Genomic DNA, 13,045 nt, shown 5'->3' on the forward strand with positions numbered 1-13,045 from the left:
TCAAGTGGATGAGGAACTCGTGTCGCAACTGAACGACGCGGCTGAGGGGTTCATCGGTCCCCTGCGCCTGAACGACGGCTTCGATCAGCTCGCGCTGGACGAGCTGTGCAGGCAGATCGACCAACTCGGGCAGCAGTGGCGTGCAGCCGAGGTCATTCCGAAATCGGCTGCCCTCCTCCTCTCGGAGCTGTACCCGGCGATCAGCGCCTGCGCCGACCTCTACGCGGGGGACGAACGCCAGAGAATGATCGATGCTGCGGTGCGGGTCGGAGAAAGAGTCACCTACGCCTTGGACCCCGCGGGCGAACCCGAGATGTGAGGCCTCGCGCTGCACCGCCACCGCACACGACGAGCCCCGGACCATGCGTCCGGGGCTCGCTCGGCATTCGGCCTGCACCAGCCCCGCCGCCTCCCGCTCCTCCGGCAGTCAACGGCGTCCCCACCAGCGGGGGCGCAGTGCATCCTGCAGTGCCTCCTTGGTGCGGCCGCCGGCCGCCGGCTGCATGAGCGGGCCCACGCCCACAATCCCGGTTATGCCAACGACTCCCGTGTCCAGGTGATCCATCCCGACAGCGGATTCGACTCGGGCAGGGTCTTCAACCGAGGGAAAGGTAATCCGCTGCTCGATACTTCGAAACCCTCGTCACGGTGTGCCATTGCCTGCATCGTTGTCCTTGCCGCGGTACCGGAGCCGCTGTGGAATGCCGCCGCACGGGCTCGTGGTGGACGCGCAGTGGACGGAAGGACCCGGAAGGATCAGGAAGGATGGGGCAAGATCAAACGACTTCTAGCATTCTGACCTGCAGAAATAGGAAGATCGAGTCAGTAATGCGGCGGGGTCGGAACCACCTCAAAGGACTCATAATCCGTCGGCCGTGGGTTCGAGTCCCACCCGCCCCACCATGCAGGTCTCTGACCTGTGGAAACGCCTTATCTGGCGTGCGGATGCAGGACTTTGGACTGCGGGGCCGACCTGCGCAGACGTATCGGCCTGTGGCTGGAGAACGGCGTCGTGGGTGGGCTGTGCGAGCGTCTGGACGTCGGAGTCTGGACGCTGGCTGGATGCGAGGATCCGGAAGTGGTGTCGCCCGGTGACCCCTGGGCGTCGGGAGACGGCCCGGGCCGCAGCGGACGGACAGCCAGTCGGCCGGGTCGGTCGGCAGCGCGGTGCCCGTCGGCGCCGCGCGAGCTTTACTGTCTGAGGTCGATGGTGCGGACCGGCTGCCCTGTCGTGCGGGCGATCGTTTCGAAGTCGCGGTCGTAGTGGAGGAGAGTGAGTCCCGCTTCTTCCGCGGCGGCGGCCACCAGGAGGTCCACGGGGCCCGCGCTGCGGTGTTCTCCCTTGGCGGTCAACTGTTCCTGGATGACGCGGGAGCGGCGGTGGACACCGTCGGGCATGGGGCACCAGGCGTAGTGGGCGTCGAGTGCCGACTTCAGGCGGGCGCGGTCCGTGGCTGAACGGGCCGAGTAGAGGACTTCCAGTTCGGTGAGGTCGCAGATCGCGACGAGGCCGGCGGCGATTCTGTCGTCCCATTCGGCGGTGTTCTGGCGGAGGAGGACGCGGGCGAGGGCGGAGGTGTCGATGAGGTAGTCGGCGACTGTCACTCGTGCGCTCCGGTGCCGCGGTCATCGTCCGCCGCGCCCGCGCTCGTGGGGCGGTATGCGCTCTTGTCCAGCAGCAGGTCGATGTCCAGAGCGCCCTCGGCCACCAGTTCGCGGGCCTCGTCGAGCGCTCGCAGACGCCGGTAGCGGGCCGTGACTTCCCGCAGCGCGGTGTTGATGGTGTCGCGTTTGGTAGAGGTGCCGAGTTCTTTGGCTGCTTCTTCCAGTGCCTCGTCGTCGAGATCGATGACTGTCCGACTCATGGTGGCCTCCGCTGCTGAGTGTATAGGGTGAAGTATATCAAGATACAAGATCTTTTATATATGGGCCGGGCGGCGTCTTGGCGCTCGGTGCTGCTTGATGCCGGTCCCGTTCCTCCCGCCTCGGTCCTCCAGAATCGCCAGGAGCCGCTTGGTGTCTGGCAAGGGCGCGACCTTGGTTGAGCCCCGCAGGGCGAGGAACCGGCCGCCGAAGCCGTCGGCACCCACCCCGCGGGCCTCCGCGGTGCGAATCCCGCACTGTCACCCCTGAGTACGGCTGGATGACGCACGGTTCGTCGCGCCGTTCGTGCGTTCGGCGCCCGTTACGGACCCGTACGTGGACGAGCGGAGATGAGAGGTGACTGAGGGTTGGGGAGGACACTGGTGCAAAGAGCACCAGGGACCTCCCTCGCTTCGCGCCCCCGATTCCGGCCAGAGTGGAAGGCGTGCCGAGCCCGCGCCGTTGACAGCGTGGGGCCTTTGTGGCGACGTCTGTGGAGGTGGCCGAGATGGCTGGAAACAAGAGGGTTGCTCTGGTGACCGGTACGACATCCGGGCTGGGCAGGGAGGTGGCCCTGGCCCTGGCCGCACAAGGTATCCACGTCCTTGCGCACGGGCGTGACGCGACGCGTCTGGAAGCGGTCGGCGCCGAGGTGCGGGCCGCGGGCGGTCGGGTGGACACGTACCTGGCAGATCTGGCCGATCTGTCGCAGGTGCGCGCACTTGCCGAACGGGTCGGAGCGGACCATCCCGAGCTGACGATTCTCGTCAACAACGCCGGGTTGGGGGGTGGCCCGCCGCCTCACAAGAAGCGCGAAGTGAGCGCCGACGGCTACGAGCTTCGATTCGCGGTGAACTATCTCGCGCCGGTGCTGCTGACCCGGCTGCTGCTGCCGTCACTGATCGCGGGGGCGCCGGCCCGGGTGGTCAACGTCGGGTCGGTGGGACAGGCGCCGCCCGACTTCGGCGATCTCCACATGGAACGGCGTTACGACGGCGCCGACGCGTATTTCCGCAGCAAGTTCTCGCTCGCCGCGTTCACCTTCGACCTGGCCGACGAACTTCGGTCCACCGATGTGCATGTGAACTGTGTGCATCCGGCCAACTTCATGGACACGTTCCAGGTGCGCGAGGCGGGTATCACTCCGTGGACGTCCGCGGCCGCCGGTGTGGAGCCGGTCCTCAGCCTCGCCATCGGTCTGGGCGGCGAGTCCACCGGCCAGTATTTCGACGGGACGCGTCCCGGTCGAGCGAACTCCAAGACGTACAAGAAATCGGTGCGGCAGGAACTCGGAAAGGTCACCGAGGATTGCCTGGCGGCGTTCCTCTGACGGTGCGGGTCGTCGGCGTGTTCGGCGGCTCGAATTTAGAATTATTTGGGACTCCTTAAACTTGTCTTTTAATGTAGAGTGCAACGATGGGAGCGTGGCGCGGCTGCAATGACGGAGTCGCTGGGTCCATATTCAGGGGGAATCAGCGTGGAGTTCCGCGTTCTGGGATCTTTGGGTGTTTCGTCCCTAGGTCGTGAATGGTGTGTGCCCAGCGCCCCGAAGCAGCAGCAGACTCTGGCGCTTCTGCTGCTTCAGGCAAACAGGTTCGTCTCTGCCTCCTCGCTTTCCAGGGAGCTGTGGGGAGATGCTCGGCCGAAGACCTCCGGTGCCACCCTTCAGGCCTATATAGCGCAGGTCAGGCGCTTTCTCGCGAAGATGTCCGGAGTGTCCGTAGGGCGGATCATGAAAGACGTTCTGGTGACGGAGTCGGGTGGCTACTCGCTCCGGGTGGGTACTCCGGAACTCGATCTGGCCTCTTTCGAGGAAAGAGTACGAGAAGGCCGTGCAGCTCTCGGTGAGGGAGATGCGGAAGCGGCCCGAGTGCTCTTGAAGCGGGCGCTGGACCTGTTTGGCGGTCTTGTCCTCGAAAACGTCCCGCACGGTTCCGTGGTAGAGGTTCAGGTGCGCCGGATCGAGCAATTGAGGCTCGCCGTGACCGAACAGTGCTACGAACTGAATATCCGGATGGGACGCCATCACGAAGTCATCGGTGCGCTCTCGGAGATTGTCGAGGAAAATCCCTTCCACGAGAATTTCCACGTGCTCCTGATGCGCGCCCTCCACCAGAGCGGGCAGCGCGTGGAAGCCCTGCGGATCTACCACCTGCTCCAGTCCCGTCTGAACGAGGAACTCGGCCTCGCCCCCTCCCCGCAGGTCATGGCACTGCGCCAGTCCATCCTCGAGCCCTCGGCGCGGTGACCCGCGCTCCCTGGTAGCGGTTGCACCAGTACCAACGCTTTCTGGCTGCCGCCACGCTGCGGCGGCACCATCGGGCACCATGAGCCAACTCTCGCAACGGCGGCCCGAAAGCGCCGGGTCCGGACTCGCACCCCTGCGCCACAACAGCCGTACTGTGCGCGTGTTCGCGGTGGTGGCGGGCCTGTGCGTCTCGAACCTCTACTACGTCATCGTCCTGCTCCCCGAGATAGCGGCGTCCCATCACCGTCCCTCGCAGGACTTCGCGCACCTGCTGTCGCTGACCCAGGGCGGATACACCCTGGGTCTGCTGTTCGTCGTGCCCCTGGGCGACCGGGTGGAGCGGCGCAGGCTCTGTACCCTGCTGCTGGCCGCCGCCTGTCTGGTGTGCGCCGCCGTCCCCTGCGCGCCCACGGGTGCCTACCCGGTGCTGTTCGTACTGCTCGGGCTGTGCAGCGTCACGGCGATGGTGCTGGTGCCGTGGGGTGCGGACCTCGCTGACGACTCGGCGCGCGGCCGGGTGGTCGGCACCATCATGACCGGCCTCATCCTCGGCACCCTGCTGTGCCGCACGGTGGCCGGCGCCATCGCCCAACTCGCCTCCTGGCGCTTCGTGTACGGCAGCGCGGCCGTCCTCATGGCCTTGTGTGTCGCCGCCCTGTACTGGGGACTGCCGAGCGGGGCGGTAATGGATCGGCGCCGACCGCGGGACGCGCAGGGCGAGAGCTACCTCCGCCTGCTAGGCTCCCTGCCGCGAATCCTGCTGCGCGTCCCCGGTGTCGGGGAACGCAGTCTGTACGGGGCGCTCGCTTTCGGCGCCTTCAGCGCCTTCTGGGCCGTTCTGCCGCTGCATCTGCAGGCGCCGCCGTTCTCGTTCGGACCGGCCGAAATCGGGCTCTTCGCGCTGCTGGGCGGAGCCGGGGTGGTGGGCGCCTCGGCCGCGGGCCGACTCGCGGACCGCGGGCTCCAGGCCCCGACCACCCTGGCGGCCTTCGCCACCGTCGTGGCCACTTTCCTGGTGCTGGGCGCCTGGCCGCGGTCCCTTGCCCTGCTGATCGTCGGGACGGTCGTCCTCGACATGGGCATCCAGGTCGCCCACATCACCAACCAGAGCGTGATCTACGCGGGCAACCCGGCGATGCGCAGTCGTATCACGACGACCTACATGGTCATGTACTTCGTGGGCGGCACCCTCGGCTCGGCCGTGGCGGCGACCGTGTGGGGGCGGGGCGGCAGTTGGGGCGCCACCTGTCTGGTCGGCGCCGGGATGGGAGCCGGCGCGCTGGCAGTCGCGGTACTGCGGACCGGGCTCGGGCGCCTGCGTGGTCGCGGGACGGACGGCGTACGGCCCTGAACCCGCCCCTGTAGCTGGGAAGTTCACCGTGACACTGGGTGGGCTCTGGCGGCGCTGGGACAAGCCGCTGGATCTTGTTGCAACAGTTGACGCGGCAAGCATCCGGAACGACGGACGGCTCGGCACCAACGCATATGGGGGATTCAGCGTGGCACACAGCCTGACGCACTCGATTGCTCGCGAACGGACGACCGCCGGGGCCCGGACGGGCGTGGTGACGGTAAGACTGCTGGACGGATTCGCGGCCGGCCCGTTGGTGCCGTCGCCGACGCCCGGCAGCGTGTGGCGGATTGCCGCCTACCTGGCGTTGTACGGCCCCACGGCGCGCCAGCGGGTCGCCGGGGAACTGTGGCCCGAGGCCACCCAGGAACGCGCCCTCGGCAGCCTGCGGAGCGGGGTGTGGCGGATCCAGCGGGAGCTGCCCGGCCTCATCGATGCCCGCCGGGCGCTGCTGTCACTCTCCGACCGCGCCGTGGCCGATGTCGACGAACTCGTCCGGGAGACCCGGGCGGTTCTGGAGTGCGACACCCACTTCCCCGAGGACGCCTCCGTGCTGCTGCGGCACGGCGAGCTCCTTCCGGACTGGCACGACGAGTGGGTCGTGGTCGAGCGGGAGCGGCTGAGTCAGCTCCGGCTCGATGCGCTGGACGCCCTTGCCGGCCGGCTGCTGGCGGACGGCCGGTTCGGACTCGGTCTCGAGAGCGCCCTGGCAGCGCTGCGCACGGATCCGCTACGGGAGAGCTCCTGTCAACGAGTCATCCAGGCCTGCCTGTTGCAAGGCAACACGGCCCAGGCCCGTCGGCACTACGAGTTCCACGCCGCGCGGCTCAGGAAGGAACTGGGCGTCGAGCCCGCCCCGTTCCGGGCGGCGCTGGCGGGCATGCCGGAGTCGGCCCGTGCGCTGGCCGGGTGAGCCCCATGGACACCTTGGACACCATGGACAGGGTGCGGTCCGCCGGGTCGGCCCGCGGCGAGCTGGCGGAGTTCCTGCGTAACCGGCGGGCCCGGCGGCAGCCTGCGGACGTCGGGATCAGTGCCCTCGGCCAGCGCCGCACACCGGGCCTGCGCCGTGAGGAGGTCGCCACCCTCGCCGGTATCAGCGCGACCTGGTACACCTGGCTTGAGCAGGCGCGGGAGATCGGGGTGTCGCGGGGTGTGCTCGCACGGCTGAGCGGGGTCCTCGGGCTGGACCCGGCGGAGCGGGCCCATCTCTTCCGGCTTGCGGGTCATGTGCCGCCGGCCCGTGACACGGCGTGGGCGAGCGAGTGCGGGGCACCGCACCGCATTCTGCTGGCGCAGCTCGACCCCAGTCCGGCGGTCCTGACCAACCGGCGCCTGGACGTCATCGCCTGGAACCGGGGCTACCAGTCGCTCTTCGGGCACCTGGGCAGGCTGCCGGACGGCGACCGCAACCTGCTGTGGCTGGCCTTCATGGATCCCCGGTTCAGGGCGCTCTCCCCGGAGTGGGAGGCGGAGGCGGCCGCCATCCTCGGGCAGTTCCGCGACCGGCTCGGTGACCGGGTCACCGAGCCGGCCACCCGGGCCCTGGTGCGCCGTTTGGAGGAGGCCAGCGCGGACTTCCGCAGGCTGTGGCGAGCCATGGCCGTGGCGCCCGCCCGGCCCCGGCGCCGGCCGATCCTGCACCCCCGGCTCGGCCGTATCGAGCTGGAGACGATGGAACTCGCGATCTCGGACGGCGGCGAGGCCACGGTGATCGCGTCGCTGGCTCCGCCGGGCTCCGACCTCGCGGAGCGGCTGTCCGCACTCCTGGAGGAGACGGCCCTCCTGGAGGAGGTCGATTCAGGCGGCGTCGGCCTCGGCGGCGCCCCGCGCCGACACGGCGGCGAGATGGTCGCCGAGCACGGCCGACACGATCCGGTGGTGGTCCGCCGCGAGAAAGGCGAAGTGCCCGCCGGTGAGCAGTACCACCCGGCAGTGGGCACCGCTGTGCTCCGCCCATCCTGACAAGGTGTGCGCCGGGACCAGCGGATCGCTCAGCCCGCCGAGCACGGTGAGCGGCACGGACAGACGTACGTCGGCGAAGTCCTGCTCCGCCTCCGCTCCGAGCCGGATGTCCGCACGCAGTCTCAGCAGTACGGACGACCTGATGTCCGGGTCGGCGAGGATCGTCTCGGGGACGTCGCCGGCCTGGCCCAGGACGGTGAGCAGGTCCTGGTCGCCGGTGACGTGCAGGGGCCAGCGGGGGCCGGGGCCGGGCGCCTGGGACGCGGCCACGACGCCGTCGAACAGCGCGGGCAGCCGGTGCGCGGCCCGCACCGCCAGCAGAGCGCCGACGCTGCACCCGAACGCCGTGGTCGGGAGGGGTTCATGCGTCGCGAGTTCCGTGGCGAGGGCTGTCAGCACCCTGGTCAGGGTGGTCTCGGGCGTCTCCGCGAGCCGACGCTCCCGGCCCGGCAGGGAGACTGCGAGCACTTCGGCGCCGGCGGGCAGCAGGTCCACGAGTCCGCCGAGCGCGTGCGGCCCGGCACCGGCGTGCGGGAAGACCACGATCCGGTGCCGCGGCCGCCCGGCGGGCCGGTGCAGTTCGGTGAGCCAGGAGGGAGTGCCCGGGACGGTGCCGTGCAGGTTCATCGGTCGCCCTCCGCGGCGGTTGTGGCGGTGCGCAGTTCGATGGCGACCAGCTTCAGGGGCCGGTCTGAGGTGTTGGTCATGAAGTGCGAGAACGGGAGCTGCTGCCGGTTGAACTGAACGGTGCCCTCGACCGCCGTCCCGGTGGCGATGAGTGTGCCGTCGGGGGTACGGGACTCGCCGTCGGCGCCCGCGAGGACCACGGTGAGCCAGGGATGCCGGTGAGTGTGCGGGGGGCGGCTCTCGCCCGGGGGAACCTCCTCGATCCAGCACTTGACCGTGGGCTCGTCCACGATCAGGCGGGCGCCCACGGCCTCCCAGGGTTCGAGAGCCGACCAGGGTTCCTCCGGCTGCGGTTCATCCCGCATGGGGTGCCTCCGGGTCCGCGGGTCCGCGGCCGGTGAGCAGCCGTCGGGGGTTGTCCTCGAAGAGGGCGGTGAGCTCGCCGTCGGTGAGGCCTGCCCGGCGCAGCGCGGGGATCACCCGCAGCGGGAGATGGTCGTAGGACCAGTCCGGCATCATCGACTGCCGGACCTCCTCGGGGAAGTGGTCGATGAACGAGGCGCAGTCGTGCGACAGCAGCAACTGGCGCAAATGGCCTCGGGCGACCAGTTCGAGCACGTTGGAGACGCGTTGTTCCTCCGGGACCATGACCATGCCGAAGCGATCGCACCCGATGTAGGCGCCGGAGCCGGCGACCTCGCGCAGGTAACCGGTGTCGGCGATGTCGCCCGCGTGGGCGAGGACCACGTCGCCGGCGTCGACCCCGTGTTTGCCGAGCAGGTCGAGTGCGAGCAGGGCGTTGGGCCGCTCCGGGTCGGTGTGGACGACGACGGGCACTCCGGTACGGCGGTGCACTTCGGCCACCGCGGCCGCCACCCTGCGCAGTGTCGGCCCGGGCTCCTGGTCCTCGCAGGCGAATTTCACCAGGGAAGCCTTCGATTTGGTTCCCGCGATACCGTCGCGGATGTCGGACTCCAGTAGATCGACCAGCGGATCGGGCATGTCGAGAATTTCTCCTGGGCCGCGATAGCGCACGATCTGCGGAAGGCCGTCAAGAGCGTATATTCCGGTGGCCAGGACGATATTGACCCGGGTTTTCTCTGCGACCTGTGCGATGAGCTGCGGATCGCGGCCCTGGCCGAGCACCGTCAGATCGACGATGGTGCGGATGCCCAGCTCATAGGCGCTTTCCAGCTGCTGTGCGGCCCGCTCGACCCCGGCCGCCGAGTCCCACAGTGCGGGGAAGTTCCGATGGAATTCCGGGTTCCAGACGAAGAGGTGCTCGTGCGTCAGTGTCATGCCCAACGCGTCCGCGTCAATATCGCCACGAACTGTGGATATCCGGTCGGATGATGTGGTACGGGTATCTTTGGCAGGCATGGAAAAATGCTAGGGGTGGCGGAGAAAGCCACGCAAGGCGGTCCTCGGGGTATTTAAGCTCCTGGTGTTCTGCTTTCTGGTACCGAAACCAACAGTATCGGCGTGATCCCGGTCTGCCTGGTAGCGCTGCCACCAGCACAACGCGCATCTGGAAGGCTGTCTGACGGGGCCTCACGATCGGTGGTGCAAGCAGGAATAACTGGAGGCATTGATGCGTGTTGTGATCTTGGGCGGTACGTCGGGTATCGGCCTGGCGACGGCGGAGAAGCTGACGGCGGCCGGCGCCGAGGTGATCGTCACCGGGCGCGACGCCGAGAAGCTGGCCGCGGTCAAGGACCGGGTGAGCGTCGCCGAGCAGGTGGACGGCACCGACGAGCAGGCCGTTGCCGAGTTCTTCGAGCGGGTCGGCTCCTTCGACCACCTGGTGCTCGCCTTCAGCCCGGGGGCGCTGGGCCTCGGCCCGCTGGCCGGCCTGAAACTCGCGGACATCAGGTCCGCGTTCGACGGCAAGCTGTTCGCCTACCTGTCCGCCGTCCAGAAGGCGCAGGTCACCGGCTCCGTCACGTTCGTGTCTGCGGCCACCGCGCGCTCCGCCGCCCCGGGCACCGTGACGTTCGCCGCGGTCAACGGAGCGATCGAGCGGATCGTCTCACCGCTGGCGGCCGAGCTGGCTCCGGTCCGCGTCAACGCCGTCGCGCCGGGCGCCGTGGACACGCCCTGGTGGTCGTTCGTGCCCGAGGAGGCGCGTGCGGGCCAGTTCACCGCGATGGCGCAGGACCTGCCGATCAAGCGGGTCGGCAAGCCCGGCGAGGTGGCCGACGCGATCGCCTACCTCGTCGGCGCGGAGTACGTGACCGGCACGGTCCTCCCGGTCGACGGCGGCTTCACGGTCGCCTGACCACTTACCGCTCCGGGAGCCGGGCCCGGCAGGCCCGGCTCCGGGTCAGCCGGGCCATCCCCCGGGCCCGACCGCGCCCCACCGGACCAGATCCGGTGGGGCGCGGTGCTGTCCGGGTGCGGCCTCAGTCCGGCAGCCGGACCGACAGCGGGTGCCGGAAGACGTTCCCGGGGTCGTACGCGGCCTTGACCCGCTGGAGCCGCGGGTAGTTGTCCTTGAAGTACAGGGTCTGCCACGGCACGCCCGAGGTGTTCCAGGCGGGGTCGGCCAGGTCGGTGTCCGGATAGTTGATGTACGAGCCGTCGGTGGCCCCGTCCGGCACCGGCACCCCTCCGGTCGCCGCGTGCATGTCCCGGTAGATCCCCCGCACCCAGGCGAGGTGCTCCTCGTCCCGCGCCGGGTCAGACCAGGCCGCGCCGGTGTAGGCCTTCAGGATTGAGTCGCGCTGGGCCACGGCGGTGGCGGCGGGGTCCACCGCGTTGACGCGTCCGCCGTACGACAGGAGGTTCACCGCACCCCGCCCCGGGAAGGCCGGATCCGTCAGATGCCGGTACATGACGGCGACCTGATCGGCTGTGTACGGTCGGCGCAGATAGGCGCCCTTGCCCTTGTAGCGGTTGTCGGTCAAGGAGACGCTGCCGAACAGGTCCGAGTAGACGGCCGTGATCCACGGCATGGTCCTGCGGTCGACCGTGTGCGGCGCCCGTACACCCGCGTTCACCGCGTCCAGATAGGCGTTCATCAGGCCGGTGGCGTTCGGTGCGGAGCCGTCCGTCTCCGCCACCAGTGACAGGGTGCCGGCGGCCCGGGACGACAGGACGAGCGAGGTGTACAGGCCGGCGTAGGGGGAGCCGTCCGCGCTGTGCTCGGCGTGCCAGGCGCCGTGGTTGTCGACGAGCCGCGTGAAGTCCGCCTCGGTCATGCCGTCCCAGGACCAGCGGACGGTGGCCACCAGGCTGCTGCCGGGCGGCTTCGGCAGCGCGCTTGCCGGATCGTTGCCCGAGGCATGCGGCGACCGGAAGAGGAACCGGGTCACCACCCCGAAGTTGCCGCCGCCCGCGCCGGTGTGACCCCACCACAGATCCCGGTGCGGATCGCCGGACTCGCGAGTGGCCAGGACCGTACGGGTACGCCCCGCGTCGTCCACCACCACCACCTCGACGCCGTGGAGATGATCGACGATAAGTCCCTGCTCGCGACAGAGCGCGCCGAAGCCGCCGCCCTGTGTGTACCCCGCGATGCCCACGGTCGGGCAGGTACCGCCGGGTATCACCACGCCGTGGCCGAGATAGAGCTGCTTGTAGACGTCACCGAGCTGGGCACCGGCGTCGACGGAGAAGGCGGCGTGCTCGGGGTCGTAGTACACGGAGTTCAGAAGGGAGACGTCAATGAGGGAGGTGACGTCGGGCCGGTCCACCAGGGAGTCCAGGCAGTGCCCGCCACTGCGCACGGCGATACGCCGGCCGGTGGCGACGGAGTCGGCCACGGCCTGTTCCACCTGCCGGGCCGTGAACACCTGGTGGATCACCTCGGGGCGGGAGGACAGCCGGCGGTTCAGGCCGCGGGCGCCGAGGTAGTCGTAGCGGGGATCGTCCGGGGTGACGGTGACCCGCGCGGGGGCCCGGTGACCGTGCGGGAACTCGGAGGCGTTCGGGACGGTCGTGCCGTCCAGGATTCCGGCCATGTGTGCAGCACACCCATCGTGCGGCCGGTCCGCCCCGGCGGTCCGCCGCACGTCTCGGACCGGGAGGGATCAGGGACGGACCCGAGTGTGGCGAAGGGCTCCAGAAGCACGGCGCAGCCCCGCCAGAGCCGCGCCAGTGGCGACGTCGGGGGCGACTCAGCCCTCGCGTTCCCGCAGCAGCTCGCCCAGGCGTCGTTCCAGGTCCGATCCTGGCTTGACGAGATACGACACCAGGGTCTTGTCGTCGTCCGCGACATGCATCTTGATGTACTCCAGCTCGATCACACCGAGCCGCGGATGGTTGACGGTGCGCGGCTTGGGGACGAACGGGGCCAGCTCCTTGAGCTCCCACAGCCGGGTGAAGTCGGGGCTGGACTCCTCCAGGGCGCTGAGGAGTTCGACGACATCAGGGTCGAGGATGCGCTCGCCGACCTGGGTGCGGAACAGGGCGAGGGTGTGCGAGGCCTCCTCCTCCCAGTTCTCCGACATCGCCCGCACCGCCGGGGAGGTGAAGGTGACCCACAGGACGTTGCGGCGCTCGTCGGGGAGTGCGCCCAGATCGCCGTAGAGCAGCTCGCAGCCCTGGTTCCAGGCCAGGATGTCGAAGCGCCGGTTCACGATGAACGCCGGATTCGGGTTCAGGTGGGTGAGTAACAGTTCGTACTGCATGGGGAGTTCGGGGCGCGGCGGGGCGTTGCCCGGGGGCACCTCGCCGGCCAGCCGGAACAGGTGGTCGCGCTCGACCGGGTCCAGGCCCAGTGCGTTCGCGAGGCTGCCGAGCACCTGTCGGGAGACCCGGATCTCCCGTGCCTGCTCCAGCCACGTGTACCAGGTGATGCTGAGGCCCGCGAGCGTGGCGACCTCCTCGCGCCGCAGCCCCGGTGTGCGCCGGTGGCCGACGACTGGCAGCCCGGCGTCCTGGGGCTTGCGTCGCTCGCGGCGACTGCGGATGAACTGCGCCAGCTCGCGCCGCTGTTCCTGCGTGCTCACCTGATCCCCCTCTTCTTTCCTGCCCGCCGACCAGCCTAA

General features: G+C 69.3%; 13 protein-coding genes and 1 pseudogene. 7 read left to right on the forward strand and 7 right to left on the reverse strand.

Going from position 1 to position 13,045, the window contains the following annotated elements; all coding sequences use genetic code 11:
* Positions 1-4 precede the first annotated feature (4 nt).
* On the forward strand, positions 5-319 hold the full coding sequence (locus ACFY0K_RS06355; RefSeq protein ID WP_390638877.1) for a hypothetical protein: 315 nt from the start codon (positions 5-7) through the stop codon (positions 317-319).
* 872 nt (positions 320-1,191) lie between these two features.
* Here ACFY0K_RS06355 and ACFY0K_RS06360 read toward each other — a convergent pair.
* Both ACFY0K_RS06360 and ACFY0K_RS06365 read right to left on the reverse strand, forming a co-directional pair.
* The gene (locus ACFY0K_RS06360; protein ID WP_390638878.1) at positions 1,192-1,605 is read right to left on the reverse strand and encodes a PIN domain nuclease; all 414 of its coding nucleotides are present in this window, start codon (positions 1,603-1,605) and stop codon (positions 1,192-1,194) included.
* The gene (locus tag ACFY0K_RS06365; protein ID WP_390638879.1) at positions 1,602-1,865 is read right to left on the reverse strand and encodes a type II toxin-antitoxin system VapB family antitoxin; all 264 of its coding nucleotides are present in this window, start codon (positions 1,863-1,865) and stop codon (positions 1,602-1,604) included. Before ACFY0K_RS06365 ends, ACFY0K_RS06360 begins: the two co-directional genes overlap by 4 nt.
* A 506-nt stretch (positions 1,866-2,371) precedes the next feature.
* On the opposite strand from ACFY0K_RS06365, the gene ACFY0K_RS06370 reads away from it, so the two are divergent.
* From ACFY0K_RS06370 to ACFY0K_RS06390, 5 genes and pseudogenes are all read left to right on the forward strand, one after another.
* A complete protein-coding gene (locus ACFY0K_RS06370; protein ID WP_390638880.1) occupies positions 2,372-3,193 on the forward strand; it encodes an SDR family NAD(P)-dependent oxidoreductase in 822 nt (273 codons plus the stop codon).
* 147 nt (positions 3,194-3,340) lie between these two features.
* Complete coding sequence (locus ACFY0K_RS06375; RefSeq protein ID WP_390638881.1) at positions 3,341-4,111, forward strand: BTAD domain-containing putative transcriptional regulator; 771 nt, start codon at positions 3,341-3,343, stop codon at positions 4,109-4,111.
* Between the two features lie 79 nt (positions 4,112-4,190).
* Entirely contained in the window at positions 4,191-5,462 is a 1,272-nt protein-coding gene (locus ACFY0K_RS06380) for an MFS transporter (RefSeq protein ID WP_390638882.1), read from the forward strand.
* Positions 5,463-5,676: 214 nt separating this feature from the next.
* Complete coding sequence (locus tag ACFY0K_RS06385; protein ID WP_390638883.1) at positions 5,677-6,375, forward strand: BTAD domain-containing putative transcriptional regulator; 699 nt, start codon at positions 5,677-5,679, stop codon at positions 6,373-6,375.
* A 23-nt stretch (positions 6,376-6,398) separates the two neighbouring features.
* Positions 6,399-7,217 (forward strand): annotated as a pseudogene (locus tag ACFY0K_RS06390) (helix-turn-helix transcriptional regulator); the annotation flags it as partial.
* A gap of 45 nt (positions 7,218-7,262) precedes the next feature.
* On the opposite strand, the gene ACFY0K_RS06395 reads toward ACFY0K_RS06390, so the two are convergent.
* Genes ACFY0K_RS06395 through ACFY0K_RS06405 form a run of 3 tightly spaced genes read right to left on the reverse strand, consistent with a single transcriptional unit; the run spans position 7,263 to position 9,434 of the window.
* On the reverse strand, positions 7,263-8,054 hold the full coding sequence (locus ACFY0K_RS06395; protein WP_390638884.1) for a thioesterase II family protein: 792 nt from the start codon (positions 8,052-8,054) through the stop codon (positions 7,263-7,265).
* Positions 8,051-8,419, reverse strand: coding sequence for a hypothetical protein (locus ACFY0K_RS06400; protein ID WP_390638885.1), 369 nt, complete (start codon positions 8,417-8,419; stop codon positions 8,051-8,053). The genes ACFY0K_RS06395 and ACFY0K_RS06400 overlap by 4 nt, the downstream gene beginning before the upstream one ends.
* A complete protein-coding gene (locus tag ACFY0K_RS06405) occupies positions 8,409-9,434 on the reverse strand; it encodes a phosphotriesterase (protein WP_390638886.1) in 1,026 nt (341 codons plus the stop codon). The genes ACFY0K_RS06400 and ACFY0K_RS06405 overlap by 11 nt, the downstream gene beginning before the upstream one ends.
* Before the next feature lie 211 nt (positions 9,435-9,645).
* On the opposite strand from ACFY0K_RS06405, the gene ACFY0K_RS06410 reads away from it, so the two are divergent.
* Positions 9,646-10,332, forward strand: coding sequence for an SDR family oxidoreductase (locus tag ACFY0K_RS06410; RefSeq protein ID WP_390638887.1), 687 nt, complete (start codon positions 9,646-9,648; stop codon positions 10,330-10,332).
* Between the two features lie 124 nt (positions 10,333-10,456).
* Here the strand turns inward: ACFY0K_RS06410 and ACFY0K_RS06415 are convergent, their stop codons facing one another.
* Both ACFY0K_RS06415 and ACFY0K_RS06420 read right to left on the reverse strand, forming a co-directional pair.
* Entirely contained in the window at positions 10,457-12,016 is a 1,560-nt protein-coding gene (locus ACFY0K_RS06415) for an FAD-binding oxidoreductase (protein WP_390638888.1), read from the reverse strand.
* Positions 12,017-12,172: 156 nt separating this feature from the next.
* Positions 12,173-13,006, reverse strand: coding sequence for a helix-turn-helix transcriptional regulator (locus tag ACFY0K_RS06420; protein WP_351493498.1), 834 nt, complete (start codon positions 13,004-13,006; stop codon positions 12,173-12,175).
* Positions 13,007-13,045 lie beyond the last annotated feature (39 nt).

The sequence above is a fragment of the Streptomyces sp. NPDC001507 genome, from assembly GCF_042894765.1.
In the GTDB taxonomy this organism is placed as follows: domain Bacteria; phylum Actinomycetota; class Actinomycetes; order Streptomycetales; family Streptomycetaceae; genus Streptomyces.